Source organism: Capnocytophaga sp. oral taxon 335 str. F0486 (assembly GCF_000277665.1).
In the GTDB taxonomy this organism is placed as follows: domain Bacteria; phylum Bacteroidota; class Bacteroidia; order Flavobacteriales; family Flavobacteriaceae; genus Capnocytophaga; species Capnocytophaga ochracea.
Window position 1 is genome coordinate 100,555 of sequence record NZ_AKFR01000023.1, and the last position, 25,447, is coordinate 126,001.

A 25,447-nucleotide genomic window follows, 5' to 3' on the forward strand; every position below is an offset into this window, starting at 1 on the left:
CCAACCCCCAATTAGTAAAACCTAACCCCCATTTTGCTAATTAAAAAATGTTTCGTACTTTTGCGTCGTAAAACTGATATAGTGTTATGGAACAGGTGTACATCTTTATGCTGTTCGTGTTCTTGGTGCTCGCCGTTATCGATTTGGTGGTGGGTGTGAGTAACGATGCAGCTAACTTTCTTAACTCTGCCGTAGGCTCCAAAGTAGCCACCATTCGCACCATTATGATAGTCGCCAGCGTGGGGGTAGCCATTGGTGCCGTCTTTTCTAGCGGAATGATGGAAATCGCACGTAAAGGCATCTTTAACCCTCAGCTCTTCTATTTCGATGAGGTTATGGTTATCTTTATGTCGGTTATTCTTGCTGATATCCTCCTCTTCGACCTCTTCAACTCTATCGGTCTACCTACTTCCACAACCGTTTCTATCGTATTCGAACTCTTGGGCGCTGCGATGTGTGTCGCCACTATCAAAACGTTTATGAGTGACGAATCGCTTTTTAACGCTTTCAACTATATCAATACAAGCGAAGCAGGCAAAATTATCACCGGTATTTTCACCTCGGTAGCCATTGCCTTTACAGTCGGTACGATTGTACAATACTTAGCCCGATTAGTATTCTCATTTAAATATCAAGAAAATGTAAAATATGTAGGAGGCGTGTTCGGCGGGCTCTCGCTTACGGGGCTTTCCTACTTCATTATCTTTAAAGGACTCAAAGATGTCGCTTTCATTCCTAAAGAAGCCATTGCGTGGATAGACACGAATATAGTGCCGCTACTCATAGGCTGTTTTATTTTCTATTCGGTGCTCTCACAAGTGCTTATCCGTATGAAAGTAAATATTTTTAGGGTAATTATCCTCAGCGGTACTTTTGCTTTGGCAATGGCTTTTGCGGGTAATGACTTAGTGAACTTCATAGGGGTACCCGTAGCGGCTTATCAGTCGTATGATATATGGCATAATTCAGGAGTAGCTCACGACGGCTTGCTAATGGGTGCTTTAGCCGATGGGCAAATCTCTACCCCTACCGCCTTGCTATTGCTCACCGGTTTTGTGATGATTCTCACCCTTTGGTTTTCCAAAAAAGCACGTCACGTAATCGATACAGGCGTCAATCTATCTCGTCAAAACGAAGGAGGTGAAGAGAAGTTTTCTTCTAACTTCTTATCCCGATTCTTGGTGCGTATTACAGTGATTTGTGCCAATGCCGTGAACTTCATAATGCCAAAGTCTATTAGCAACAAAATAGATCACCGTTTTGAAAAACCTGAACCTGACCCTAATGTAAAAGAAGAAGACCTTCCTGCTTTCGACCTCGTACGTGCTGCTATCAACCTCGTGGTATCCAGTAGTTTGATTGCCATTGGTACTTCCTTTAAGCTCCCACTTTCTACTACCTATGTAACCTTTATGGTGGCAATGGGTTCTTCCCTTGCTGATAGAGCTTGGGGTCGCGATAGTGCTGTATATCGCGTGGCAGGGGTACTGAACGTAATCGGCGGTTGGTTTTTAACGGCTATTGTTGCCTTTATCGGGGCATTTTTAGTAGCAGGCATATTGTATTACGGAAGCGTGATTGGGCTTATTGTGATGATAATGGTAGTAGGCTTTGTGCTCATTCGCAACGCAATTATCTACCGCAATAAACAGAAAGCCAAAGCACAAGGCAAACGCTTTGAGCGCGCCGACTTGGCTACCATTGGCGGTGTCATCAAAGAAAGCTCTAACTATGTATCCGAAACGATTTTCCGCATCGACCAGCTTTATAGCAAAGTGGTGAAGAATCTCGGCACTCAAGATTTAGGCAAACTCACCAAAAACAAAAAGAATGCTAAAAAGCTCGAAAAAGAACTCGATGAGCTGAAAGGTAATGTATACTACTTTATCAAATCGCTGAATGAAAGTTCAGTAGCGTCCAGCAAGTTCTATATCCTTATTTTGGACTGTTTGCAGGATATGGCACAATGTCTCACGGCTATTACACTCAATAGTTATGAACACGTAAACAACAATCACAAGAACCTCAAATTTAATCAGCTACGTGACTTAAAATACATTTCCGATAAGATGGAAGATGTGTTTAAGGCTGAAGCCGAAATATTCAAAGGTTCAGACTATAACAAGTTACACGTAATTTTCGAAGATTGTAAGGTGTTGAAAAACGAAGTGTCAAAGATGGTACAAAAACAAATCGACCGTATTCGCACTACCGAAACCAGTCATAAAACTACTAAATTATATTTTAGTATTTTATTAGAAACCAATGCGCTCATCCGTGCTAATAACAACTTGTTAATGCAGTTCGATGAATACCAAAAACAGCAAAATAAGAAGAAGAAAATGAACCTTATCACCCAAGTAACAGGGAAGAAATAATGAAGATATAATGAAGATATAAAAAGAGGCAACTAAGTTAATTTTTAGTTGCCTCTTTTTCTTTTTCTATATTTTAACTATTCGTTAATAGCTGCAATACCAGGAAGTACCAATCCTTCAAGGCTTTCAAGCATCGCTCCACCACCAGTAGAAACATAACTTACTTTATGCTCAAAACCAAATTGTTTTACAGCAGCTACCGAGTCGCCACCTCCTACGAGTGAGAAAGCTCCTTTTTTAGTAGCTTCAACCACATAATCACCTACGGCAATGGTACCTTTTGCGAAGTTAGGCATTTCAAATACTCCGATAGGACCATTCCACAAAATAGTTTTCGATTTAAGCAATACTGATTTGATATTTTCAAGAGTCTTAGGTCCTGCGTCCAATCCTTCCCAACCATCGGGAATAGCATTTACAGGTACTATTTGTGTTTTGGCGTTGTTATCGAAAGCGTCAGCAGCTACTACGTCTATAGGCAAGTGTACTTCTACTCCTTTAGCTTTGGCTTTGGCAAGAATATCGAGTGCAAGGTCAAGTTTATCGTCTTCGCAGATAGAACTACCTACTTTTCCGCCTTGTGCTTTGATGAAAGTATAAGCCATACCCCCACCTATGATAAGGTGGTTCACTTTATCTAAGATATTTTCGATAATAGTGATTTTAGAAGAAACTTTTGAACCACCAAGGATAGCAGTTACAGGCTTTTCACCGTTTTTCATCACTTTATCAATACTTTCAATCTCCTTAGCGAGGAGGTAACCAAAGCATTTGTGGTTAGGGAAGAATTTCGCTACAATAGTGGTCGAAGCGTGAGCGCGGTGAGCGGTACCAAAAGCGTCGTTCACATAGATATCGCCGAGTTTAGCAAGCTGTTTAGAGAATGCTTCATCTCCTTTTTCCTCTTCGTTATGAAAACGCAAGTTTTCAAGTAATACCACACTACCAGCAGGAGCAGCTGCTACCGCTTTTTCGGCTACTTCACCTACGCAATCATCTACAAAAATCACTTTTTTACCTAATACTTTTTCCACTTCACTTACGATGTGACGCAAAGAATACTTGTCGTTGCGTTCCCCTTTTGGGCGACCTAAATGGCTCATAAGTACTGCGGTTCCTCCATCTTTGAGGATTTTCTCGATAGTAGGTTTCGCAGCCTCAATACGAGTGTTATCGGTTACTTTAAAATTTTCGTCCAATGGCACATTAAAGTCCACGCGAATAAGGGCTTTCTTGCCCGCAAAATTAAAATTGTCTATGGTTTTCATATATCTAAAACTACAATAATTTTATTCAAGCCTCAAAGGTACAACAAAAAAGTGACATACACAAAACTTTTTGACAATAATTTTATTTCACCAATTGCTCTTGATAGTAGAATTGGCGAACTGACAAATTGGCTAATTGCCAAATTATCTTTATCTTTGCGCCCTCAATTAAGTAAGAAAACCTCTATGGCTAAAGAAATAGACGAAAGTAAACAAGGACAAATCCTTGTTTTACAAGCTGATAATAACAATTCCAAAAAACTATATATCGAGAGTTATGGTTGCCAAATGAACTTCTCCGACAGTGAAATCGTAGCTTCTATTCTCTCCAAAGCGGGATATAATACCACTGATACTGTTGATGAAGCCGATTTGGTACTTATCAACACCTGCTCAGTGCGCGAAAAGGCAGAACAGACCATTCGCAAGCGTTTGGAGCAGTTTAATGTGTACAAACGCAAGAAACCCGCTATGAAAGTGGGTGTATTGGGCTGTATGGCCGAAAGGGTAAAACACGCTTTTCTCGAAGAAGAAAAAATAGTGGATATGGTGGTAGGACCTGATGCTTATAAGGATTTACCTAACCTACTTGAAGAAGTGGAAGAAGGGCGTGAAGCGGTGAATGTGATTCTCTCTAAGGACGAAACCTATGCCGATATTGCACCTATCCGTCTCAATAGCAACGGTGTAACAGCTTTTGTGTCGATTACGCGCGGTTGTGACAATATGTGCACTTTCTGCATCGTACCTTTCACTCGCGGACGTGAACGCAGTCGCGACCCTTATTCTATCCTCAACGAAATCGCCGACCTCCAAGCGCGTGGATTTAAAGAGGTTACCCTACTGGGGCAGAATGTGGATAGTTACCTTTGGTATGGAGGCGGACTCAAAAAGGATTTCAGCAAAGCAAGTGAGATGCAACAAGCCACCGCTATCAACTTTGCTAAACTCCTCGATATGGTGGCAACAGCTCAGCCTGAAATGCGTATCCGCTTTTCTACCTCCAATCCGCAGGATATGACCCTTGATGTGATTGATACGATGGCAAAACACCCTAACATCTGCAAGTATATCCACCTGCCCGTACAGAGCGGTAGCAATCGCATCTTGAAAGCGATGAACCGCCTCCATACTCGCGAAGAATATTTCGCGCTGATAGACAGCATACGCGAACGCATTCCTGAGTGTGCTATTTCGCAAGATATGATTGCTGGTTTCCCCACCGAAACTGAAGACGACCACCAAGATACGCTTTCGCTAATGGAATATGTGAAGTATGATTTTGGGTTTATGTTTGCTTATTCGGAGCGTCCTGGTACATTAGCAGCACGCAAAATAGAAGATGATGTACCCGAAGAAGTAAAGAAACGCCGTCTTGCTGAGATTATCGACTTGCAACAAAAACACAGCTTGTACCGCACTCAAGCACAAATAGGCAAAACGGTAGAAGTGCTTATAGAGGGGAACTCTAAAAAATCGGATAAAGAGTGGATGGGACGCAATAGTCAGAATACCGTAGTTGTATTCCCCAAAGAAGATTATAAAATAGGCGATTTTGTAATGGTAAAAATTACAGATTGTACTTCTACTACCCTAATAGGAAAAGCAGTGAAAATTAGTAATGAAAGACAATAGAGAAGAAACAAAATAGGCTGTCCGGTTAAGGGACAGCCTATTTTGTATTACTTTTAGTTGTGATAATATTAGTAACTTAATTACCTGTCGTGCTACGAGCTAACTCTATAATCTCTAAGTTTTTAATCTCTCCTGCTTCTATCTCAAAACGAAGCATCGTACGCACGGTTTGCCAACCATAAAGACCAGCAGCTCCTGGGTTGAGGTGTAACAACTGAAACTGTTTATCGTATTGCACTTTTAGAATATGTGAATGCCCCGAAATGAAGAGTTTAGGAGGGCAGGTTAGGATTTCTTGTTTTGCCAACGGACTGTATTTATTAGGGTAACCGCCTATGTGTATCATCAGTACCTCCACGCCCTCACAAGCAAACCGATTTACTTCAGGGAACTGCTGCCGTATCTCTATGCCATCGATATTACCATAAACCCCACGCAAAGGTTTTACGGCTTGCAATGCCTCTATCACTGCCAAATTACCAAAGTCACCACAATGCCACACTTCGTCTGCCTCGCTGGCGTAGTGCAATATACGATCGTCTATATACGAATGAGTATCGGAGAGGAGAAGGATTTTCATTGTACATCTAATTTATGATGTTGTTTACCCTGAATCTTATAACAAGCGCGTTTGGCAGCAATCTCTTCAGCTTTTTTCTTAGACGTAGAACGCGCCCGAGTTACCGAAAAGCCTTGTACGTGCACTTTAGCAACGAAAAACTTAGTCTCAGAACAATCTTCTATATCTTCTTCAGCCTCAAAAGCAAAGTCTAACTTATGTTTTTGACACCATTCTATCAACAAACTCTTATGGCTAATAACCTTTCCTTCCAAATTCTTGATGTTGATATACGGCAAAATGAGCTCACGCTCAATGAACTTAAAACAAGCCTTATAACCTCTGTCTAAATAAATTGCCCCTATGAGAGCCTCGAAGAGGTTACCAGTGATATTATTACCTAACTGTCGCGGAGTAAGTTTAGTGCGCAAGAAGTCCAAGAGCCTCATATCCTTACCGAGCTGATTGAGGTTACGGCGCTCTACGATTTTAGAGCGCATTTTGGTGAGATAACCCTCATCTTGCTCGGGGGCATTGGTGAAAATATAGTCGGCTATCACGGCGCCGAGAATCGCATCACCCAGAAATTCAAGGCGTTCATAACTCTTACGCGTTGCTTTTTGGAATTGGTAAGAAGGGTGTGTAAAAGCCTCGCTGTAATACGATAAGTTTTTAGGAGGGAATCCTAAAAGTTCTTTAATTTTAGTATAAAAAATCCCGTCTTTCTTCTTAGGAATAAGACGGGGGAAAGTTAATATTTTCTTTAAGCCGAACACTTATAGTTTATATCTTTTTGAATAATAAGCACGCATTGTGTCCACCGAAACCAAAGGTGTTGCTCATCGCTACTTTCACGTCGCGGTGTTGCGCTTTGTTGAAGGTGAAGTTCAGGCGTTGATCTATTTTTTCATCGGGGTGTTCAAAGTTGATGGTTGGAGGAACGATACTGTGTTTGATAGCGAGAATAGACGCTACTGCTTCTATCGCTCCCGCAGCTCCGAGCAAGTGCCCCGTCATCGATTTAGTAGAGTTGATATTGATATCGTAGGCGTGCTCACCAAATACATCTAATACTGCCTTAGATTCAGCGATATCTCCTAATGGAGTGGAGGTGCCGTGCATATTGATAGCATCTACTTCGTTCACTGATACTCCTGCGTCTTTAAGACAGTTAATCATCACGTTTTTAGCACCAAGTCCTTCAGGGTGAGGCGCCGTCATATGGTAAGCATCAGCAGAGAGACCTCCTCCTGCTAATTCGCAGTATATAGTAGCCCCACGAGCCACTGCGTGGTTGTACTCTTCAAGTACTACTGCTCCCGCTCCTTCGCCTAATACAAAACCATCGCGATTGGCATCAAACGGACGAGAAGCCTTAGCAGGGTCTTCGTTGAAAGTAGAAAGAGCGTGCAAGGCGTTGAAACCGCCGATACCAGCAATAGTAACTGCCGCTTCCGAACCACCTGACACCATCATATCAGCATAGCCAAAGCGAATGTAGTTTAGCGCATCTATCATAGCATTAGCTGCAGAGGCACACGCTGAGACTGTAGTGAAGTTAGGTCCTCTAAAACCATAGCGTATAGAAATCACACCTGCTGCGATATCAGCTATCATTTTAGGTATAAAGAATGGATTAAAGCGTGGCGTACCATCGCCTTCGTTGAAGTTGATTACCTCATTTTGGAAAGTTTCTAACCCCCCAATACCTGAGCCCCAAATTACCCCTATGCGGTCTTTATCTAGTGTATCCATATCAAGATGGGCATCTTTTACGGCTTCATCAGCAACCACTAAGGCATATTGAGCAAATTTATCGAGTTTACGTGCTTCTTTTTTGTCTATAAAATCCTCGACATTAAAGTTCTTTACTTCGCAAGCAAACTTTGTCTTAAACTTTGAAGCATCGAAATGGGTAATAGGCGCAGCACCGCTCTTGCCGGCTACGAGTCCTTCCCAAAACTCTTGGGCGGTATTACCTATAGGGGTAAGAGCCCCTATACCTGTAACTACAACACGTCTTTTCTCCATATTAGTTTCAACTTTTTAGCATTTAGGTTTAGAGCAAAAAGCATTAAGCAGTAAGCTACCAAGTATATACGTTGATAGCCTACTGCCTATGAGCCAATTATTGTTTAGCGTCTTCAATATATTTGATTGCTTGACCTACAGTTGCAATGTTTTCAGCTTGGTCATCTGGAATTTGAATATCAAATTCTTTTTCAAACTCCATAATCAATTCAACAGTGTCTAATGAATCAGCTCCTAAGTCGTTAGTGAAGCTCGCTTCTGCGGTTACTTCATTTTCGTCTACGCCTAATTTATCAACGATAATGGCTTTAACTCTTGATGCAATGTCTGACATAATTTTCTTTTTTTATAATTTGATAATAATTACTGCCGGCAAAAGTAACACTTTTTTTTTGAAACACAATCTTTTTCGTACAAATATTCTTCTTTTTTACTTTTAAAAAGTACAAACCTACTTATTATCATAGATTTATCATTTTATAAATATTCTACTTTTTACTTTGCTTTTTTCACTTTTTCACTATCACACTTATTCCATTTCCGCCAAATCCTACGGCATTAATTAATATATGTTCGAGTTTATCGGGTACAGATTCGGGGTAACTAAGGTAAGGCACTCCTTCAAAACGGTTATTCTGTAACATTCGTATTGCCATTGAGAGGTTCAGTGCTCCACTCGCCCCATAGGTATGTCCGTGTTGCCATTTATTATTGGTGAGTAGAGGTTTTTCTTCGCCAAAAACCGCTTCTATGGCGTTGAGTTCAGCTTGGTCACCTTTGATAGTACCGGTACAATGGGTTACAATCGCATCTATCTTAGGGTTCCCAGCACTTGTCAAAGCACGATGCATAGCATCTTGCAAACACTGTCCGTTTTTGGAGAGTGATACGCTATGGGTGAGCTTTTCAGTAGCAAAGCCTACCCCTACGATATAGGCTAAGGCATTAGCACGCTCTCCTTTTTCTAAACAGAAACAACCTGCCCCCTCCCCTAACACCATAGTACTTTGTTTTTTGCTCATATCCATTGCCCTGCAAGGATAAGGCAAGGGCAGACTACTGTATATTTTCAGAGCTTTCACTTGTGCAATAGTAAAAGGGGTAAGAGGTGCCTCGCTACCACCTACCAAGAAGCGGTCTTCCATACCACTTTCCAGCCACGCAATGGCATTGGCAACGCCGTGTAAAGCGGTAGAGCAAGTAATAGAATGTGAGAGCTCAAAACCCTCATTGCTCAAATCCTGCGCTACCCAAGTGCTGATATTGCCTAAGGTAGTAGTAGGCGAAGCTAAGGTTTGGCAACTGCCTTCTTTCAGAAAATGACTAAAATGCTTTTCAAACAACATTGTTGCTCCTCGCGACGACCCTATATTGATGCCAAAACGGACTCCTTGCCAGCCTGCTTGTGCAACGGCTCGTCGTGCAGTATGTAAGGCATAAAGAACGGTAGGGTCTAAGGGCTCATAAGCAGAATTAGAAGCTCTGAGTTGTTCTATAAGTTTTTGGTCACGGTCAGAAAGTCGCCCTTGTGGAATATTATTGTAAAGAGAGAGTGCCTCAGCTGCGAGGGTACTCGCCCCTGTAATAGCTATTTTCATTTCCCGCTTGCTAATTGTTAATTATCAATTGACAATAGTTCTATATATTCTTTAATATGCTTCTTCGCTTGCCAGCCTAAGGCTTCTGTTTTTTGGGTAATAACTTCAGCAGTCATACGGTTACCTTTGCGCTCCGGTAGCATTTGTATCTCGCCCCCAAAGAGCTGAGCAATTTCTAAAACTGTATAAGTCTCCGGACTGCCAATACCATAGCCATCGCCTTTACCTTTTTCACCTACCAAGAGTAAGCCCGCTACTATATCATCTATATGCGTAAAATTGCGCTGTTGAGTACCTGGAGCTACTACTGTTAGGGGCTCACCTTTCTTCTTCTTCTCTATAAAGAGTGCTATAAGCGTCGCATATTTTCCCGTGCCAACTTCTCCTTTGCCATAAACATTGTAGAAATACACAATAGCATAGTTGACCCCATACCACATACCGTAGTTCTTGATAAGCTCTGTATTCGACGATTTGCTCCAAGCATACGGACTTTGGTCTTTCCCTAAACCGCCGTCACCAAACTTGGTGCTACTGCCCGCATATACGAGTTTAGCTCCGTGTTTTCTGCAGAACTCTAATACTTTCAGCGTACCTATTTTGTTAAACAACAATACCTTGTCGATATCCTCAAAACTCTGTTCCACCCGTGAGTATTCACCTAAGTGATAAATAATATCAGGTGAAAAACTGATAAGCTCGAAGATATGTTCGGTACTTCCTTCGATATATTGCACCCCTTCTACGTGATTTTCACGCTTACCGGTGAAATAATTGTCTAACGAATAGACCTCGTTGTTAGGGTCTTTGGCAAGAGCTTCACAAAGGTTAGAACCTACAAATCCTGCTCCTCCGGTTACTAATATTTTCTTCATTTATCCTAATAATACAACCTTAGTTCAATATAATACTATCCCGATTTTACAATTGCTTTGCATTACATTATGTAGGGGCGAAATAACCTTTCACCTTCATTTTATTTATTCTTACTTGTGAATTGCAAAATAAGACAACCAATGGCGTAACACACCACATCTGCCCACGAAAAGTGATTACCTAAGAGGATATACCCCAAGCTCCCTCTCGTGAAGCCCAAATAAGTAGCCACACCCAAGTACTGCATCACTTCTACGGCTACCGCAAAGGCAAATATACCCCAGATGAGTTTATCCTTATGCTTCACTTTCACGAACGAAAGCACTAAGTAGTACAGCAATATCACCACCAGTACATCGCCTATATAGCCTCTAATAAAGCCCATACTGCTAAACACTGTCGCAATAAGCAGTTCTGCCCCCAACAGTGCCAACGCCCATATAAAATACTTTTTGTTAAATGTTAGTTTCATATCACACTTACCTAGCTGTCGCTGGCTTTACCTCTTAGCTAAAACAAACTTTCTCCATTCAAATCCGTCGTCAAAGCTTCTGTCATAAAGTCTAAAAACGGACGCATTGCCAAAAGTCCCTGCACTACTTTCTTATCAAAGTCCTTCGCTGTGGCTTCTTGTCGTGTATAGTCGTGTTTTAAGAGAAACTGCTTTTTGCGCAAATAGGCAATCATCGGGTCGTCTTTCTCAAAACCTTTGGGGGCAGTCTTCACCTCGTCACCCCATAGTTTCGCGTCAAATTCTTTCTTTATCCCCTCACTATTCATCACTTTTTGAAAATCCCCAGCATTGAGAGAAATTTCCTGACGCATACGCAATAAATCTTCTTTGTTAGGGTCGAAAAAACCTCCCCCTATAAAGGTCTCTTGCGGACTAATATGCACGTAATACCCACCGCGGTAATGCGGTTGTTTGCGTTGTATATAGCAACCGAAGTGCGTCTTGTAAGGTGTTTTGTCTTTAGAAAAGCGCAAATCGCGATAGATGCGGTATATTTTCAGTGGTGCAAGGGTGTCGTGCTCAGCAAGCCCAGTATAAATATAATTGAAAAGCAATGTAGCTTCTAATTTAGCACATTCATAAGCCTCCTTATGAGCATCGAACCACTCTTTATTATTGTTTTTAGCGAGGTCTGTAAGAAAAGAAAAAATCATAATACTAATTACAAATGACAAATAACCAATAAGGATATCTTTGTTGTTAGAAGTGCAAAGATAGTAAATAATTGTAAATAGAAGACAATTAAATAACGATTTTTTAGTTTAGAGATTTTTACTAAAATTAAGAAATCATATAGTTTTCCCTTAAAAATTTTAAACTTATAAAAGTATGAAATTCAATGTTTTATATACCCTTTCTATACCAATCGTCCAAGATTCGTATAAGCTTCCTATAAGCTTTCTATAAGCTAAGCATATCTACCCCTATATATAAAAAGTCTTAAAATTTTCAGATTTTCACACTTACCCCCACTTTAAATGAAAGAGCATTCCCAAAAGCCACTTGTCCGTTGAGTCCTACGTTTTTGAAGATGAAGTAGCGAAAACCTAAGTGGGCATTCCACAGTAGAAAATTATTAGGGTGTTCTCTTCTGAATTTTTCAGGGATAGGAGTAGAAGAACTATCACAACCACCTGAACTATGTCCGTCAGGAGTATCACTTTGCCAAAAACAATGCCCTATTGAAAGCCCTGTATACCAATCGGTAGTCATACGATGGTCAAAATGGAAGTCCACACTGAGCTCAGGCACGTAAGCAGTTTCGTATTTACTTTTAAGATTAAAACTCTGGTTAGAAAAGTTAGCTCCCACCGAGAAACGAGGCGTAGCCCCATAGTGTACCCCTCCGCCTATAATACCTCCTATAAACGAAGCACCTGTTTGCACATCAATAAATACATCGCCTTTAGTATAGGCTTCTTGAGCACTTATTTGCAATGCAAAAAGCAATAGAATAAAGAGTAAGAAGTTTTTCATATTGATTATTTTTTTATCCTTTGGCAAAGAACTCCCTGCCAAAGGGTTAAGGTTATTTCACTAAGATAAAATCGTTGTTTTTCACCCCGTTGATATACATTTCTTGAAAGTAAGCATATCCACATTTACCTATATATCCTAAAAACTCTATTTTATAAATCTTAGCCTTATTTTTAAGATAAAGTGTTTCTGTTTTTCCTGTATATAGAAATATTGCACTCTCAGTTGCTACTTCGGCATAATCTTTATTTTTAGATTTATTAGTAAACAAGGTACGATATTTCTTCTCAGTGTTATTCTCTGTGATTTGGTAGAAATACACATTTTCTTTATCAGCCTCTCCTTTGTCGCTTAAGAAATCTTGATATTCAGAAGCTGATTTAGCTATAAATAATTGAAAATTAGGAGGTGGAAGCATACATTCGTTTTGTATCTCTGAAGACTTTTCACAAGATAAAAAACTAATGAGTAATGATATTAAGAATAATATTCTTTTCATAATACTTATTTTATTACCCTTTGGCAGGGAGTACCCTGCCAAAGGGCTAAGGTTATTTTGCTAAGTAAGGTACTTCTATTTTAGTGCCATCTACACAAATTTCATTAGTAACTGCATACTCCCCACATTCACCACTTTTCATATAACCATTTACTTCTATTTTATAGGTTTTAGAAGCGTTTTGAAGGTAGAGGGTTTCTGTTTTTCCTGTATATACATCGTTTGTGAACCAAAGTTGGGTTGTTACTACTAAATAATCATTATTAGCAGTATAGTACAACCTAACATCATACGGTTTCTTTGTGCTATTCACTTGTTTGTAGAATGCAATATGAGCCCTGTCAATCTCTCCTTTTTGATTGAGAAAATCCTTGTATAACTCAGATGATTTATTTATGAGTAAATAGAATTCAGGAGGAGGAGTTGAACAATCTAAATCTCTTTTGCAATAGGTTAATGTTATTAACATTATTGCTAAAAATAAAAACTTTTTCATAGGACAATGATTATTTAATATACATAGTTTTTATGTCGTATTGGTAATTCCCTTCGGAACCTGATTTATAAGTATTTGAGGAACTGTGACGTTCTTTAGTGTCAAAAATACCAGCGTGATACCAACCTGTACTACCACTATAGCCATAAGTACTACCTCCCCAACCGAAATTATTATGTATTAATTCTATAGACTTAGAATCCGTTTGAACAACTACTTTTGTAGTTTTTTCTAAGCCTCTCCATATAGGACATTCAATATAATAGGTAATTCTTTCATTCTGATATACATACCCATCAAGTAACCAAGCGTGTCCACCATCGTAGGTGTTGTAGAAGTTTATGCCTAAAAGGCGATGTTCTTTCTTTTTACTTTTGCCCCTTATATAAACAGGATTGTTATTTACTATTTGTTGAACAACTAAGTCATTGTTATAATCACTTTGCTGAGCTACTATATACCCTAATTCTATAAAGGTTTCAATAGCTTTTACTATATTTGAACCACTACTACCACAGCCATAATCCATATTCAAGAGATCACCATCACCTAAATAAGCTAACAAGTGTTGAATATCTTCTACAGCAGTTGGGTTACTTCCCACGCTATAGTTATCAATAGAAGAAAACATAGCGCCAGCATCCACTTTGGTCATATCGTTCCAATGCATTGTTCTACCTTTGAAAACAGCTGGTTTTTTATAATAGGCTAACATTTGTCCTACAGCTACAGCTACACAGCCTACTGGAGCTTCTTCATTTTTAGTGCATTTTACTGGTACTTTATCATTATAATCTCTACTTTGTTCCCATAGCGTTTTTATTAATGGAGCTTTAACTACATTTGTTTTCAATCCGGTAGATTCTGTTTTTAGCAGTACCCCTCTATGGTCATCTTCGTCTTGCTTTTCATCCAGACCTGTTGAAATACGTCTAGGTCCCACATAAGCACAAGTACGAAGAAGGTCAGGAGTGCCTTTGCTCATTATCCTTTTCCCGTTTTCATCAAAGTAGCCTTCTTTAATCAGTTCTGCTTGTCGTTCTTTAGAAAGCTGTTTGAAGATAGCTTCTTCGGCTTCGGTAGCGAGTTTTTCTTTATTAGCTTCAAAGGTGGCACGCTGTTCTTCTATATACGCCTGCATATAGCTAAAGAGTATCGCTTGTCCTGGGTTACTAATAGTGTCGCCTAAATGTCCGTAAGAGTTATAAGCTAATACACTAGGGATACGCCTATCTGCTGAGGTAATTACATAGCCTTGGTTGTTGGTAAAGTTTACAATGTAGACATCGGCTTGTTCGGGCTTTGCGTTGCCTTTGGTGGGTACGTAAGGCTTGCGAGTGTCGCCTTTTACTACCTCAATCGAGCCAATTTTTAAGGGAGCCTTGGTAACAATACCCTCTACTTCACGCATTTGTATTGCGGTAGCGAGAGCAGTTTCTTGGGCTTCTTCTGCCGAAATATGGGTTTGCCCTGTGAGAGCTACCCAGCCTAAAAGTCCGTTGTCAGAAGCCTTCGTTTCAGTACTGGGTAATACTGAAATATCAGTGTCGGTTGCGAACGGGGCGTCTGCCTCTTCGCGTTGGCAGGAAAAGAAGAGTCCTGCTACAATAAAAATAGGTAAAAACTTTTTCATATAAGGTTTGTTTTTTGAATTACGCAACAAAAGTAGGGAAAAATTAGCAAATTAACAAATTTGAGAATTAGAAAATTATAAGCTATTTATACGAGAAATGAAACCTTGTAGTTCTATACCACGACAATTGTTTGTAATAGTTGTTCAGTGTTTCATTCTTGCCAAACAAATAAACACTCAGTCCGTTGCAATGTGTCAGCGCAATATTAGCAAATCTCGGTGTGTGTCTTTCAACCTTACAGAGTTGTTGCCAAATAGGTTCTATAGCCACACTGGCTTTGCTCTCCGAAAGCACTTGTTTGAGGTCAAACAAATACTTTTCGTTATTCCTACTGTATTGTTGCAAATGGGCTAAAGACAACTCAGAAGTGTTGAGTTGTTTGCAGAAAGAAGCTAATGCTTCCAACTGCTCACTATCTACCAAAGTAACCGTTGCCGACTGTCGTGCGCCCTCCAAAGCATTGTAATAGCTGTAGTAAGCTTCGGTTGCTTTTTCTAATTGTAATTTCCCTATAAGGTAAGGCAATAGGTGATGATAAGGAAAACCATCGGCAAGAATTTCGGCAGGCGAAGCAATAAAATAACGGGCAGAATGACGTAATTCATAGAGCACCTCTACCGACCCCATAAAGCAAGCGTCGAAAAGGATATAATCAAAACGATAAGGGCTTAAAACGTCCGCAAGGTCAGGAAGCTCCATAGCCCCCTCTCGCGGACTCATATCTTTCCCAAACGATTTTACAACCACCCCTGATTTGTTTTCGGTTTCTATATGATAACCTTCCGGCAGCCACGCATTGCCGTGCGACCAAAGCACGAGTCCTTTATAACGATTGTCGCCTTTGTAATAGCTCAAAGCATCTCTCAACACATTGCTCATTACGGTTTTATCAGTTGAATTTTGTTCGGGGTAAGAAGCGATGATTTTAGAGGCTATTATCTCGGTGGTATCGTGTACAATTTCTAAAAGTACAGGGTGTGAAGGCAAAGCGGTAGAAGTATTACTATCGATATACACCAAGAGTTTGTCTCTTCCGTTAGGCACAAACCCGCGTTCTATTTCGTTGAGGTCTTTTAAGGCATAGGGAGCGAGGTCGTTATCAGCAACCATATACACCAGCGTAATTTCGTAACGAGGTAAAAGGTCAAGGGTTGGACTATCTTTTTGACAAGAAAGTAACCCCAAGCTAATAAGAAGCAAAGAATAATAACGCATAGTTTAGCAAAATGGTTAATGAGTAATGTAGATTTTTCCTTTAGGACAGATTTCAATAGTGAGCTCAGCCGTACTGCCTTGTATCTGTACCGTGCTTTCTAATCGTAGGCGTGAAGCCGTAATGGCTACTACTTTATAAGTAGCTTTAGGCAATGTAAATGCCTTAGAGACGGTATTAGGTGATAGTTTTTCAGAAAAATGCTCGCCTACTGAAACGGTTACTGCTTCAAAATAGCGGTTTTGAATACGAAGGGTATAGTTTTCGGGCTCTATAGCTTCCTTAGAGCAAGACAGGGCAACGACTGCAAATAGATATATAAGGTAACGCATAGAAAAATGGTAAAAACCTCTGGCAGGGTTACTGCCAGAGGAGTTAAGGTTATTTTATTAAGATAAAATCGTTGTTTTTCACACCGTCTATATACATTTCTTGGAAATGAGCAGAACAGCATTCTTCAATAGTACCTAAAAACTCTATTTTGTAGGTTTTAACCTTATTTTTAAGGTAAAGAGTTTCTGTTTTTCCTGTATATAGAAATATTGCACTCTCAGTTGCTACTTCAGCATAATCTTTATTTTTAGAATTATCAGTAAGTAGCAAAGTGTGGTATTTCTTTTCAGTATTATTTACTATTTGGTAGAAATACACATTATCTCTATCACCTTCCCCTTCATTGTTCAAAAAATCTTGATACTCAGGAGCAGATTTAGGTATAAACAAGTGAAAAAAAGGAGGAGGAGAACAGCAAGGAGCTGGTGTTTCATCTTCTTTTGTGTTTTGGTTACAAGCTAATACAATGAATAGCATTGTAAAGAATACGAGATTTTTCATAACATACTTTTTATACCCTTTGGCAGGGAGTCCCCTGCCAAAGGATTAAGGTTATTTTGCTAAGTAATGGTATTCTACTTTTACACCGTCTACACGGATTTCATTTGTTACAGCATACTCTCCACACTTATCGCCTTCCATATAACCATTTACTTCTATTTTATAGGTTTTGGAAGCATTTTGAAGGTAGAGAGTTTCAGTTTTACCAGTATACACATCGTTTTTAAACCAAAGCTGAGTTCCTATATGCAAATAGGTATTTCCTCGAGGGTCTGTTTCATAAAGGAATCCTATTGGATACTCTTTTTTTGTATTACCTGCTTGTTTGTATAGGGCAATATGAGTAGAGTCAATATTTCCTCTTTCATTGATAAATTCCTTATGAACCTCAGAGTTTTTGTTTATCCACATACTAAAAGTAGGAGGTGGTGGAGAACATATATAATCTTCCTTATTTCCTTTACTTTCTTTACAAGCTATTAGAAGAAATAATGTTGTAAGGCATAATATTTTTTTCATATAAGGTTAGTTTTTAGGATTACGCGACAAAGATAATAAAAGAAATGGGAACTTCAAAACAAAGTAACAAAAACTATAGCGGACTTTATCTTTTATCTCCTAAAAACTGAGCGTTACCCCTGCTAAGTAATTGGCTTCAGCAGCGGGGATATACACCATTCCGTAGCCGTTATCGCCGTAAGGAGTGTATTTGGTATTGAAAATGTTATTCCCCATTACCGAAAACAATACTGATTTGAAAGTGTTTTTAGGCTTCCACTCGTATTGCAAACTGAGATTATTCACGAAATAAGCATCGAGCTTTGCTTCTTCTCGTTCGGTGTTATCTACATATTGCGCACCTACATATTTAGAAATCAACCCTATTTGAAAACCCTCAATAGGCATAAAAGTAATCGTATTACCGAGCACTACATCGGGAGAATAGGAAATACGAGTGTCGCCCCAGCTAATGGTACGAGTTGCTACATCAGCATCTTGACTCTTATAATCTTTGTTTATATTTTTGCTAAAAGCTACATTAGGTGACCACAACCAACGCTCTGAGAGTTGCACCATCGCATCGGCTTCAATTCCTGCACGATAGCTCTTGCCTACATTCTCACGGATAGGATAACCGGTGCTATTAAGTTTCCCTGAAAGCACTAATTGGTCTTCATAGCCCATATAATACCCATTGAGATTCAAACGTACTTTGGGGGTGGTGAGTCGCCAACCGAGTTCGATATCGTTGAGCTTTTCGGCGATAGGTTTTTTAGCATTGGGGTCGTCCTGTAAGGCTTCGTAATAACTCTTGTAATCGGAGCGGTTAGGCTCTTTGGTAGCACGAGCATAAGAGAGGTAAAGGTCGTTATGTGCATTCAAGAAGAAGGTAATACCTGCCTTAGGATTAAAACTGTTAAGGCTTTCGTCTACTTTGTATTTATTCGCCTTATAACCTACGTGACGGAATTGCAAATCGGCAAATAAGCTCCATTTAGGGGCAAATTGCCAAGTGAGTTTGCCATAACCTGCCGCTTCTTCTTTGGTGTTGAGTCCTTCATAGCTATAACGATTGCCATACACAAAAGGTGCTTTTTCTGCCCATAACAAGTCTTTGTAATGCGACCCTTCATAGCGATTGAGCAATCCTCCAAAGAGCAGTTGCACGCCATCTTTCTGATAGTTCGCCGAAAAAGTAGTACCCCAGAAATCGTTGTTCAATCCTTGTTGGTGAATGATGTATGCTTTTTGCTCCTTGCCTGCCCCGTCGAGCACTTTGGGCAAGCCTACCTTAGAATATTTTTTCTTCTCATAGTTCTCCCAATAGCCTTTACCTTTGGTGTAGTGGAAGGAAAGTTGCGTATGCCACGCTGTATTCCACTGTTGCGTCCAGTGTAATTGCGCGTGGTCTTGCTGATAGTTATCGGTTTCGTTATCGTAGAAACGTTTGTTACCAGCGGTATCTTTGTATTCACCCGCAGGATTATAACGGCGATTGCTATTCAAAGTTTCTTTATCTACTCCCAAATAAGTGAGATAGACACTTTGTTTGCCACCAAATACCAATCCTTTGATGAGCGTCCCCCCGTGGCTATAAGCGCCTTGTAAGAAGTAGGATTTAAGGTCGGAGGAAGCGCGGTCGCGATAGCCATCACTCTTGATAACAGAAAAGCGTCCGCTGAGCTCAAAACGGTCGTTGAGTTTTCCGGTGGAAAGTTTAAGGCTGTGTTTGTGAGTGTTATAACTGCCGTAGAAGTTAGCGAGTTCCCCTGATGCCTGCTCTTGTACAGCATCGGTAAGAACGTTTAGGCTTGCGCCAAAAGCTCCTGCTCCATTAGAAGAAGTTCCTACCCCGCGTTGCAACTGTATGCTCTCGGCAGAAGAAGCAAAGTCGGAGAGATTATACCAGAAAACCCCTTGTGATTCGGAGTCGTTGAGCGGTATGCCGTTGATAGTAACATTGGTACGGTACAAGTCGCTCCCACGTACAAACATATTGCTACTACCAAAGCCCGAACCATCTTCGGAATAGCTCACCACATTAGGTAACTGACCTAACAACAAAGGCAACTGCTGACCGAAATTTTTGGTCTTGATTTCCTCTTTAGAGAGATTAGAAAAGGTTACGGGAAGTTTTCTGGTAGCCCTCACGGACGATACTAATACTTCGTCTAACTGAATGGGCTTAGGTGAAGGGACGATAGAGTCAGGCTCTATTGTCTGTTGTGCCATTGCCGATGTAGTAAGGCAAATAGCAGTGTACAAAAGTACATTTTTCATTGTAAAATAAATATTTACAAATAAAAGAGGCTATTATTTGGTGTGTTAATAAAATAAAAAAGCCTGTTTATGCTACCCAAAAGCAAAAACAAGCTCCAATTGCTTAGTTTCATTCCTTCAACGGGATTATCCGTTCAAGTTCAATGGGTATAATCTCAGCCTGTTACAGCACCCCTTATGAGACGGCGCAAAAGTACAAATAAATATCAAAACCGCAAATAATACGCTAATTATTTCTTCTGAAAGCCTTTTATGAAAGCTGTAATAATAAAAGTTAGCAAAGCAGGTAAAAACCATTCTAAACCGTAATCGCTCAAAGGTAATAGGCTTTTAATTTCATAAAGCTTATCAAAGGGAAGTCCTAATGTTTGACAGCTATCAATAGTGGAAATAATAGCAGTGACCAATACGCTTAAAATATAGGGTAATTTGCTATTTACAAAGCGGTCGAAGAATAAAACGATTATAATGAGAGTAGAGACTATCGGGTATATAAATAGCAGAATATAAATCGCATAATTGATAATATTATCCACCGTATTAATTGATAATACTAATGAAATGAGCGTACAGGCTATAGCACCTACTTTGTAAGGGATACGTTGGTGAGTTACTTCTTCAAAGAACAAGCCCACTGCCGATGTAAGAGCAATAGCGGTAGTAAGACAAGCAAACCCAATAGCTAAGGCAATAGTAATAGTGCCCCATTTCCCTAAAACAGAATGAGAAATGTGTAACAGAAGTTCAGTGCGTTGTACGCTATCAGTTAAGGGGTAATCGGTAGTGGCGCCTAAGTAGATAAGCCCTCCATAAATAAACAACAAACAGAGCGTAGAAAGCATTCCAGCCGCAAAAGTAACAGAAACACGCTCATTGCGTGAGGTATATCCACTATCTATTACTGCTGCAATAACAATACCTGCAAAGATAACCGAAGCCAGTAAATCCATTGTTTGGTAGCCTTCTATGAACCCTAACGAAAAGCTTTCGGTGGCGGTAAATGCCGTAGAGGTAATACTATCGGGGGGAAAGCATACGCCTAAAACAATAAGCAGTACTAAAACTATCAGCAGAAAAGGAGTGAGAAACCTGCCTATAATGCTTACAATCTTGGATTTCGATATAGATAATGCAGTTACAACGGCAAAGAATAGAACGATAAACCACACCTTGGGAAAAGCAGGTAATAAGGGTTGTATGCCTACCTCAAAAGTAGTAGCAGCGGTGCGTGGGATAGCTACCAAAGGACCTATGCATAAAATAACTAATAACGTAAGGATTTTAATGAGCCAAGGGTGCGTTTTCTTCCCTAAATCAGTGAAGTGAGTGCCCGTTTTAGCCACCATTAACACCCCTAAGAAAGGAGCTAAAATAGCGGTGATAAAAAAGCCTAACAACGCCATACCCCATTCCCCTTCCGTTCTTAAACCTATGAACGGAGGTAATATAAGATTACCCGCCCCAAAGAACATCGCAAATAAAGCGAAGCCTACGGTGGTAATAGTTTTCCATTTGCTTTTACGAATATGATGCATAGAGGTAGAGAATAACTTTGCAAAAATAGTAATTTTATACTACAAATGCAAATATTTATTTCGAAGTTCCTCAAAAAATACCTTCAACCTATGTTTTCCTACCTTCATTGGCGCTACCGAATCCATTGCCATTACGGTGAAAACGAATTCTATAGTGCCGTAAGCACTTTTAGGCAAGAGATATTTGCCTATTTTCAAAACGGACTTCCGTACCCAATCAGGCAAAAAACCGACCTTCACAGGCTTATGTAACACCTCGAAAGCCAAAGCAGCGATTTCATACTGGGTGAACACCTCAGCCCCTCCTACATTCACTTCTTTTTCGGAGCTCTCTAATTGCGCTACACACACTTCGGCTAAATCCTCGCCGTGAATAGGATTCATAGCGTATTGCCCCTTGCCAAACAGGCGCACTTTACCTTCTTTTGCCATTGAAAAGAAGGTGGCTATATCGCTGTAAAAAGCCGATGGACGCACGATACAGTAGTCCATTCCACTGGTTTTAAGGGTATCTACAAAACGCTCTTTGGCAGCCCCAATGGCAATAGGACGCATTGCTTCGCCGTTTAATACGGAAATATATACGAACTTACGTACCCCTGAGCGCAGTGCTTCGTCAAGCAAGTTCTTGTTAGCTGCATAATCTACTTGCTCGTAGGTGAGTTTGTCTTTCTGCCGAGTAATCCCGACAGCGGAAATCACTTGGGTAACCCCCTCGCACACACCGAGTAAAGTATTGGGTTTTGTTACCTCAGCCTCGACTACTTCTAATAGCGGGTGGGTAAGTAAGGCGGGTGCTATTTTCGACTTATTGCGCACTATAATGCGGGTAGGGTATTCTTTTTTTAAGAGTTCAGCTAATATAAACTGACCTAAATAACCGGTCGCTCCGGCTAATAATATTTTTTCTGATGATTTCATACTGTTTTAATAAATTGATTTAAGACTTTCAACTTAGCTAATGTTTAAACTTTGGCTAAATTTGCGACGAAAAATAACTAATCAAACACAATTTTTCCTACGATTTTAGCACCTTCATACACGTTGAGCTCGTGAAGTTCGTCTAAGATATAAGCGGGGGCGTGACCTACAAGAAACCTCACTTGGCACAAAGCACTGTATTCACTTTCTTTCATAGGCTCTTCAAATTCAATAATAATGCTCCAATTTGGTTGAGGCAATTGCTCGATGTAAGTGCTGGCATAATAAACCTCACCGGTAGGAGGGTGTTGTCGTCCGCCTTCTTCTTTGGTAAGAAAATGAATGACACCTAATTTTGATTTCTTCATAGTCAGAATACAATTTGGTTTAACAAAAGTACTTCTTTATTTACTAACCGCCAAATAAAATAATAAATAACGAATGACGAATGACAGATAGATATATTTTAACTATACACTAAACGAATTTAGAGTGGCTCTACAGTGGCTCTACAGTGGCTCTACAGTGGCTCTACAGTGGGTCTACACAGGACACTAATTATAGATTCACCGAACACTACCTGAATATCAGCGATTTCTTACCTTTGAGGATTGGCTTTTTCGGTGGGATGAAGGCTTTACCTACTAAAAAACAATCGTCTCTCTTTTATGAGGATATACCCAACGAGTAGAGCGAATAAGCCTGTTTGTATCAGTTTGCTATCGGGGTGGGTGGCGAAGATTTCGTTGGAAATATTGGCTACCAAATGGAATAATATGGCTACTAGCACATTGCGCCCTGATTTGTAATACAGCCAGTTGATGATAAACACAAAGGCAAACAGACTCACAAAAAAGTTAGCTGTATAGAGCCACCCCTCAGCTTGTACATTGCTTTGGTAATAGTTCTTTACGAAGAACAAGGGCAAATGCCATAACCCCCAATACACAGTAAAGATAAGCGATGAGGTGAACAAGCTCCACCTGCTACGCAAAGCATCAGTGCCATAAGTATGCCAAGCCAATTCTTCGAACACCGGTGCCAAACAGAGCACAAACCAAGCGTTGAAAGGGGCTGAACTGAAACTAGGCTCTCCCGAAATGTAAAACTGGTCGAGACTATGCCCTAAATCAAGCGAAAGTAGTTGTGCCACCACAATGGAAAGGGGTGGAAACAAGAGAGTAATCCAAAAATAGCGGTTGGTGAGCAAATTTTTGCCTATAAAACGCGTTTTGAGGTCGGATAAGAGCTCTTTATTGCGTGTAAATAGGTAGGTAGCCACCCCCACAGGAGCCAATAAACCTGCCAATTCAAAAAAGCCTGTCCAAAAAGCATTAGGTGCTTTGGGTTGGTGACTCCAATAAGCCACCACAAACCACAATACCCAAGGAATTACAAGGGAAAGGGTAAAAAACAAAATAGGATGATTATATTTTTTCATTTTATTTAGATAAGAGATAAGAGGTAAAAGATAAGAAGTTAGATTTCTATTTTATAACTGATATTAGGGATAACCAAAGTAGCTTTGCTGAGCTCTATTTGTCTGCTTTGGTCATAAATAGTACCCCTAAGTGTTTGGGTAATATCTTGTGCGTGTGCTACAAGCGGAAGCACTAAAAAAAGAACGATGTTCAAAAAGGTTTTCATTGCGTAATACGTTTAAAATTCTGGGGCAAAGGTATGGTGGAAAACAAGGTGCATCGCCCAAGCGTGAGGGAATGGACGCTTTTTTAATGATTAATGTTTAGTGATTAATGATTAATTGGTAGTGAGGCAAGGGGTTAGGGAGATTTTATTCGCCGGAAGAATTGTGCGGGGCGGACAGGTCGGAGGAAGTGAAAAGAGGGGGTAGCGTGAGAGTTTGGACGTGCTAAACTGTGCTTCTCGCACCTAATTCACAAATTCACTCGGTGTTTTACCCGTAATCTTCTTGAAAACTTGGTTGAAAGAGGACTTAGAGTTAAAGCCCGCTTCATAGGCAAGCCCCAAAAGATTAAAATTCTTATCAATGTCTTTCTTCGCCAAAGTGATAAACTCTTCGACACGATAGCTGTTCACAAAGTCATAAAAATTCTTTTCTTCGTATTGGTTGATAATTTGTGAAAGGTGATTAGGAAGTACACCTAACATTTCAGCTAATTGAGCTAAGGAGAGTTTAGGTTCGAGATAAGGTTTCTCAGTAGTCATTAGTGTGAGCAGCTGTTGGTGTAAGCTAGTTGCGTCCTCGGCTTTCAATCCGGATTTGCGGTATTCAGGAGTTTTGGAGAATGAAGAAGGTTCAATATTGTCTGACCTATGAGAATTGTCAGACAAGACTAAATTCTTTATAAAAGGCTTTTGTTTTTCAACACTAAAAATTCCCTGATGCCGTATGCCCCAGAAGCCAATAAGCCCTATAAGTAAGACAAAGAGAGCCAAGAAAATAAGTTCTATATTAACTCCTATCTCAATTTCTAAGAGAAATTGCACTACATATCCCACTATCATCACTGAGAAGATCACCCCGAACCCAATGAGCAACAGTCGTAGCCATTGCAAACTAATACCTTCGTTATAGCCAAAATTGTCGTCTATTACCCGCTCATACTGATTGATTTTCTGATAAGCCAATACAATATACACCACACTCACAGTCACAAAAGCTACAAACGAAGTTGTAAATAACCATTGATACGGGCTATGGTAATCGGCTTGGTCTATTATTGCTTTTTCAGTCGCCGAATAGCCAAAAAGAAAGGGAAACATCACAACGTAGGTGAGCAAAAAAGGTAAAAAGTGCAAGCTATCGCGCCAATGAAAATGTTGGTCTTCACGTGAACACACCAACACGTACAAATATACAAAAGGAGCAAACAAAAGCGGAAAAGGGTGCGTCGCTCCTACTAAATGAGGATATTTCTCCCAATAACCCAAATAATGCAGGTAGTAATTCAGCAGATAAATACCAATGCACACCAACCATATCGCCAATACCTTATCCGATAAGGCTTGAGGGTGTTTGGTAAAGAGCAATACAGAAAGAAAAAAGCAAAGGAAAATACCGATAGTAAAGAGCGTATTCATTATTATCTTTGTTGTTATTAAAGGCGCAAATATAAAGATAATACAAGAAAACGCCAATAACTTTACTACTTAATGATAAATAAATGAAAAAAAATAACAAATATTTAGCGAACAAGACTTCTAAAATGAATAAAAA

The 25,447-nt window shown here is 39.9% G+C and carries 26 protein-coding genes and 1 riboswitch; of the genes, 2 read left to right on the forward strand and 24 right to left on the reverse strand.

The window, feature by feature from the left end; all coding sequences use genetic code 11:
- The first annotated feature begins 86 nt into the window (after nt 1–86).
- A complete protein-coding gene (locus HMPREF1320_RS04940; protein ID WP_009411219.1) occupies nt 87–2,378 on the forward strand; it encodes an inorganic phosphate transporter in 2,292 nt (763 codons plus the stop codon).
- A gap of 77 nt (nt 2,379–2,455) precedes the next feature.
- On the opposite strand, the gene HMPREF1320_RS04945 is transcribed toward HMPREF1320_RS04940, so the two are convergent.
- Nucleotides 2,456–3,646 (reverse strand): phosphoglycerate kinase, encoded by a 1,191-nt coding sequence (locus HMPREF1320_RS04945; RefSeq protein ID WP_009417626.1) that lies wholly within the window; start codon nt 3,644–3,646, stop codon nt 2,456–2,458.
- 186 nt (nt 3,647–3,832) lie between these two features.
- On the opposite strand from HMPREF1320_RS04945, the gene miaB reads away from it, so the two are divergent.
- Nucleotides 3,833–5,281: a tRNA (N6-isopentenyl adenosine(37)-C2)-methylthiotransferase MiaB gene (gene miaB, locus HMPREF1320_RS04950; protein WP_009417630.1), complete on the forward strand. Its 1,449-nt coding sequence runs from the start codon at nt 3,833–3,835 to the stop codon at nt 5,279–5,281.
- A gap of 76 nt (nt 5,282–5,357) precedes the next feature.
- Here the strand turns inward: miaB and HMPREF1320_RS04955 are convergent, their stop codons facing one another.
- The 23 genes from HMPREF1320_RS04955 to HMPREF1320_RS05060 all read right to left on the reverse strand — a co-directional run bounded on the left by HMPREF1320_RS04955 (nt 5,358) and on the right by HMPREF1320_RS05060 (nt 25,311).
- A complete protein-coding gene (locus HMPREF1320_RS04955) occupies nt 5,358–5,861 on the reverse strand; it encodes a metallophosphoesterase family protein (RefSeq protein ID WP_009417715.1) in 504 nt (167 codons plus the stop codon).
- Nucleotides 5,858–6,616, reverse strand: a complete 759-nt coding sequence (gene rnc, locus HMPREF1320_RS04960; RefSeq protein WP_009417665.1) for a ribonuclease III — start codon at nt 6,614–6,616, stop codon at nt 5,858–5,860. Before rnc ends, HMPREF1320_RS04955 begins: the two co-directional genes overlap by 4 nt.
- Nucleotides 6,617–6,623: 7 nt before the next feature.
- A complete protein-coding gene (fabF, locus tag HMPREF1320_RS04965; protein WP_009417598.1) occupies nt 6,624–7,871 on the reverse strand; it encodes a beta-ketoacyl-ACP synthase II in 1,248 nt (415 codons plus the stop codon).
- Nucleotides 7,872–7,968: 97 nt separating this feature from the next.
- Complete coding sequence (locus HMPREF1320_RS04970; RefSeq protein ID WP_002675303.1) at nt 7,969–8,205, reverse strand: acyl carrier protein; 237 nt, start codon at nt 8,203–8,205, stop codon at nt 7,969–7,971.
- A gap of 175 nt (nt 8,206–8,380) precedes the next feature.
- The gene (locus HMPREF1320_RS04975; protein ID WP_009417671.1) at nt 8,381–9,469 is read right to left on the reverse strand and encodes a beta-ketoacyl synthase N-terminal-like domain-containing protein; all 1,089 of its coding nucleotides are present in this window, start codon (nt 9,467–9,469) and stop codon (nt 8,381–8,383) included.
- Nucleotides 9,470–9,486: 17 nt separating this feature from the next.
- Entirely contained in the window at nt 9,487–10,344 is an 858-nt protein-coding gene (locus HMPREF1320_RS04980) for an NAD-dependent epimerase/dehydratase family protein (protein WP_009417622.1), read from the reverse strand.
- A 101-nt stretch (nt 10,345–10,445) separates the two neighbouring features.
- The gene (locus HMPREF1320_RS04985; protein ID WP_009417662.1) at nt 10,446–10,817 is read right to left on the reverse strand and encodes a DUF2809 domain-containing protein; all 372 of its coding nucleotides are present in this window, start codon (nt 10,815–10,817) and stop codon (nt 10,446–10,448) included.
- A 38-nt stretch (nt 10,818–10,855) separates the two neighbouring features.
- Entirely contained in the window at nt 10,856–11,512 is a 657-nt protein-coding gene (locus HMPREF1320_RS04990) for a DUF2461 domain-containing protein (RefSeq protein WP_009417632.1), read from the reverse strand.
- Nucleotides 11,513–11,807: 295 nt separating this feature from the next.
- Complete coding sequence (locus tag HMPREF1320_RS04995; protein WP_009417708.1) at nt 11,808–12,335, reverse strand: membrane protein; 528 nt, start codon at nt 12,333–12,335, stop codon at nt 11,808–11,810.
- Nucleotides 12,336–12,387: 52 nt separating this feature from the next.
- The gene (locus tag HMPREF1320_RS05000; protein WP_009417604.1) at nt 12,388–12,834 is read right to left on the reverse strand and encodes a hypothetical protein; all 447 of its coding nucleotides are present in this window, start codon (nt 12,832–12,834) and stop codon (nt 12,388–12,390) included.
- Between the two features lie 52 nt (nt 12,835–12,886).
- The gene (locus tag HMPREF1320_RS05005) at nt 12,887–13,330 is read right to left on the reverse strand and encodes a hypothetical protein (protein WP_009417717.1); all 444 of its coding nucleotides are present in this window, start codon (nt 13,328–13,330) and stop codon (nt 12,887–12,889) included.
- Between the two features lie 10 nt (nt 13,331–13,340).
- On the reverse strand, nt 13,341–14,963 hold the full coding sequence (locus HMPREF1320_RS05010; RefSeq protein ID WP_009417613.1) for a C10 family peptidase: 1,623 nt from the start codon (nt 14,961–14,963) through the stop codon (nt 13,341–13,343).
- A gap of 82 nt (nt 14,964–15,045) precedes the next feature.
- A complete protein-coding gene (locus HMPREF1320_RS05015; protein ID WP_009417683.1) occupies nt 15,046–16,179 on the reverse strand; it encodes a clostripain-related cysteine peptidase in 1,134 nt (377 codons plus the stop codon).
- Between the two features lie 15 nt (nt 16,180–16,194).
- Nucleotides 16,195–16,509, reverse strand: a complete 315-nt coding sequence (locus HMPREF1320_RS05020) for a hypothetical protein (protein ID WP_009417641.1) — start codon at nt 16,507–16,509, stop codon at nt 16,195–16,197.
- A gap of 49 nt (nt 16,510–16,558) precedes the next feature.
- Nucleotides 16,559–17,011, reverse strand: coding sequence for a hypothetical protein (locus HMPREF1320_RS05025; RefSeq protein ID WP_009417710.1), 453 nt, complete (start codon nt 17,009–17,011; stop codon nt 16,559–16,561).
- A gap of 51 nt (nt 17,012–17,062) precedes the next feature.
- Entirely contained in the window at nt 17,063–17,530 is a 468-nt protein-coding gene (locus HMPREF1320_RS05030) for a hypothetical protein (protein ID WP_009417673.1), read from the reverse strand.
- 99 nt (nt 17,531–17,629) lie between these two features.
- Nucleotides 17,630–19,792 (reverse strand): TonB-dependent receptor, encoded by a 2,163-nt coding sequence (locus tag HMPREF1320_RS05035; RefSeq protein ID WP_009417625.1) that lies wholly within the window; start codon nt 19,790–19,792, stop codon nt 17,630–17,632.
- A gap of 95 nt (nt 19,793–19,887) precedes the next feature.
- Nucleotides 19,888–19,978: riboswitch (TPP riboswitch) on the reverse strand.
- Nucleotides 19,979–20,022: 44 nt separating this feature from the next.
- Nucleotides 20,023–21,327, reverse strand: coding sequence for a branched-chain amino acid transport system II carrier protein (gene brnQ, locus HMPREF1320_RS05040; protein ID WP_009417706.1), 1,305 nt, complete (start codon nt 21,325–21,327; stop codon nt 20,023–20,025).
- 39 nt (nt 21,328–21,366) lie between these two features.
- Complete coding sequence (locus HMPREF1320_RS05045) at nt 21,367–22,248, reverse strand: SDR family oxidoreductase (protein ID WP_009417647.1); 882 nt, start codon at nt 22,246–22,248, stop codon at nt 21,367–21,369.
- A 77-nt stretch (nt 22,249–22,325) separates the two neighbouring features.
- On the reverse strand, nt 22,326–22,616 hold the full coding sequence (locus HMPREF1320_RS05050) for a hypothetical protein (protein WP_009417596.1): 291 nt from the start codon (nt 22,614–22,616) through the stop codon (nt 22,326–22,328).
- A 269-nt stretch (nt 22,617–22,885) separates the two neighbouring features.
- A complete protein-coding gene (locus HMPREF1320_RS05055; RefSeq protein WP_009417645.1) occupies nt 22,886–23,689 on the reverse strand; it encodes a CPBP family intramembrane glutamic endopeptidase in 804 nt (267 codons plus the stop codon).
- A 38-nt stretch (nt 23,690–23,727) separates the two neighbouring features.
- Nucleotides 23,728–23,895 carry a hypothetical protein gene (locus HMPREF1320_RS11470; RefSeq protein WP_009417675.1) on the reverse strand — a complete coding sequence of 56 codons (168 nt, stop codon included), beginning with the start codon at nt 23,893–23,895 and terminating at the stop codon, nt 23,728–23,730.
- Between the two features lie 243 nt (nt 23,896–24,138).
- Nucleotides 24,139–25,311: a helix-turn-helix domain-containing protein gene (locus tag HMPREF1320_RS05060; protein WP_009417600.1), complete on the reverse strand. Its 1,173-nt coding sequence runs from the start codon at nt 25,309–25,311 to the stop codon at nt 24,139–24,141.
- Nucleotides 25,312–25,447: the final 136 nt, after the last annotated feature.

Coding starts and splice junctions, on each gene's coding strand:
- HMPREF1320_RS04940 (WP_009411219.1), top strand. CDS start 87: ATGGAACAGGTGTACATCTTTATGCTGTTCGTGTTCTTGGTGCTCGCC.
- HMPREF1320_RS04945 (WP_009417626.1), bottom strand. CDS start 3,646: ATGAAAACCATAGACAATTTTAATTTTGCGGGCAAGAAAGCCCTTATT.
- miaB (WP_009417630.1), top strand. CDS start 3,833: ATGGCTAAAGAAATAGACGAAAGTAAACAAGGACAAATCCTTGTTTTA.
- HMPREF1320_RS04955 (WP_009417715.1), bottom strand. CDS start 5,861: ATGAAAATCCTTCTCCTCTCCGATACTCATTCGTATATAGACGATCGT.
- fabF (WP_009417598.1), bottom strand. CDS start 7,871: ATGGAGAAAAGACGTGTTGTAGTTACAGGTATAGGGGCTCTTACCCCT.
- HMPREF1320_RS04970 (WP_002675303.1), bottom strand. CDS start 8,205: ATGTCAGACATTGCATCAAGAGTTAAAGCCATTATCGTTGATAAATTA.
- HMPREF1320_RS04975 (WP_009417671.1), bottom strand. CDS start 9,469: ATGAAAATAGCTATTACAGGGGCGAGTACCCTCGCAGCTGAGGCACTC.
- HMPREF1320_RS04980 (WP_009417622.1), bottom strand. CDS start 10,344: ATGAAGAAAATATTAGTAACCGGAGGAGCAGGATTTGTAGGTTCTAAC.
- HMPREF1320_RS04985 (WP_009417662.1), bottom strand. CDS start 10,817: ATGAAACTAACATTTAACAAAAAGTATTTTATATGGGCGTTGGCACTG.
- HMPREF1320_RS04990 (WP_009417632.1), bottom strand. CDS start 11,512: ATGATTTTTTCTTTTCTTACAGACCTCGCTAAAAACAATAATAAAGAG.
- HMPREF1320_RS04995 (WP_009417708.1), bottom strand. CDS start 12,335: ATGAAAAACTTCTTACTCTTTATTCTATTGCTTTTTGCATTGCAAATA.
- HMPREF1320_RS05000 (WP_009417604.1), bottom strand. CDS start 12,834: ATGAAAAGAATATTATTCTTAATATCATTACTCATTAGTTTTTTATCT.
- HMPREF1320_RS05005 (WP_009417717.1), bottom strand. CDS start 13,330: ATGAAAAAGTTTTTATTTTTAGCAATAATGTTAATAACATTAACCTAT.
- HMPREF1320_RS05010 (WP_009417613.1), bottom strand. CDS start 14,963: ATGAAAAAGTTTTTACCTATTTTTATTGTAGCAGGACTCTTCTTTTCC.
- HMPREF1320_RS05015 (WP_009417683.1), bottom strand. CDS start 16,179: ATGCGTTATTATTCTTTGCTTCTTATTAGCTTGGGGTTACTTTCTTGT.
- HMPREF1320_RS05020 (WP_009417641.1), bottom strand. CDS start 16,509: ATGCGTTACCTTATATATCTATTTGCAGTCGTTGCCCTGTCTTGCTCT.
- HMPREF1320_RS05025 (WP_009417710.1), bottom strand. CDS start 17,011: ATGAAAAATCTCGTATTCTTTACAATGCTATTCATTGTATTAGCTTGT.
- HMPREF1320_RS05030 (WP_009417673.1), bottom strand. CDS start 17,530: ATGAAAAAAATATTATGCCTTACAACATTATTTCTTCTAATAGCTTGT.
- HMPREF1320_RS05035 (WP_009417625.1), bottom strand. CDS start 19,792: ATGAAAAATGTACTTTTGTACACTGCTATTTGCCTTACTACATCGGCA.
- brnQ (WP_009417706.1), bottom strand. CDS start 21,327: ATGCATCATATTCGTAAAAGCAAATGGAAAACTATTACCACCGTAGGC.
- HMPREF1320_RS05045 (WP_009417647.1), bottom strand. CDS start 22,248: ATGAAATCATCAGAAAAAATATTATTAGCCGGAGCGACCGGTTATTTA.
- HMPREF1320_RS05050 (WP_009417596.1), bottom strand. CDS start 22,616: ATGAAGAAATCAAAATTAGGTGTCATTCATTTTCTTACCAAAGAAGAA.
- HMPREF1320_RS05055 (WP_009417645.1), bottom strand. CDS start 23,689: ATGAAAAAATATAATCATCCTATTTTGTTTTTTACCCTTTCCCTTGTA.
- HMPREF1320_RS11470 (WP_009417675.1), bottom strand. CDS start 23,895: ATGAAAACCTTTTTGAACATCGTTCTTTTTTTAGTGCTTCCGCTTGTA.
- HMPREF1320_RS05060 (WP_009417600.1), bottom strand. CDS start 25,311: ATGAATACGCTCTTTACTATCGGTATTTTCCTTTGCTTTTTTCTTTCT.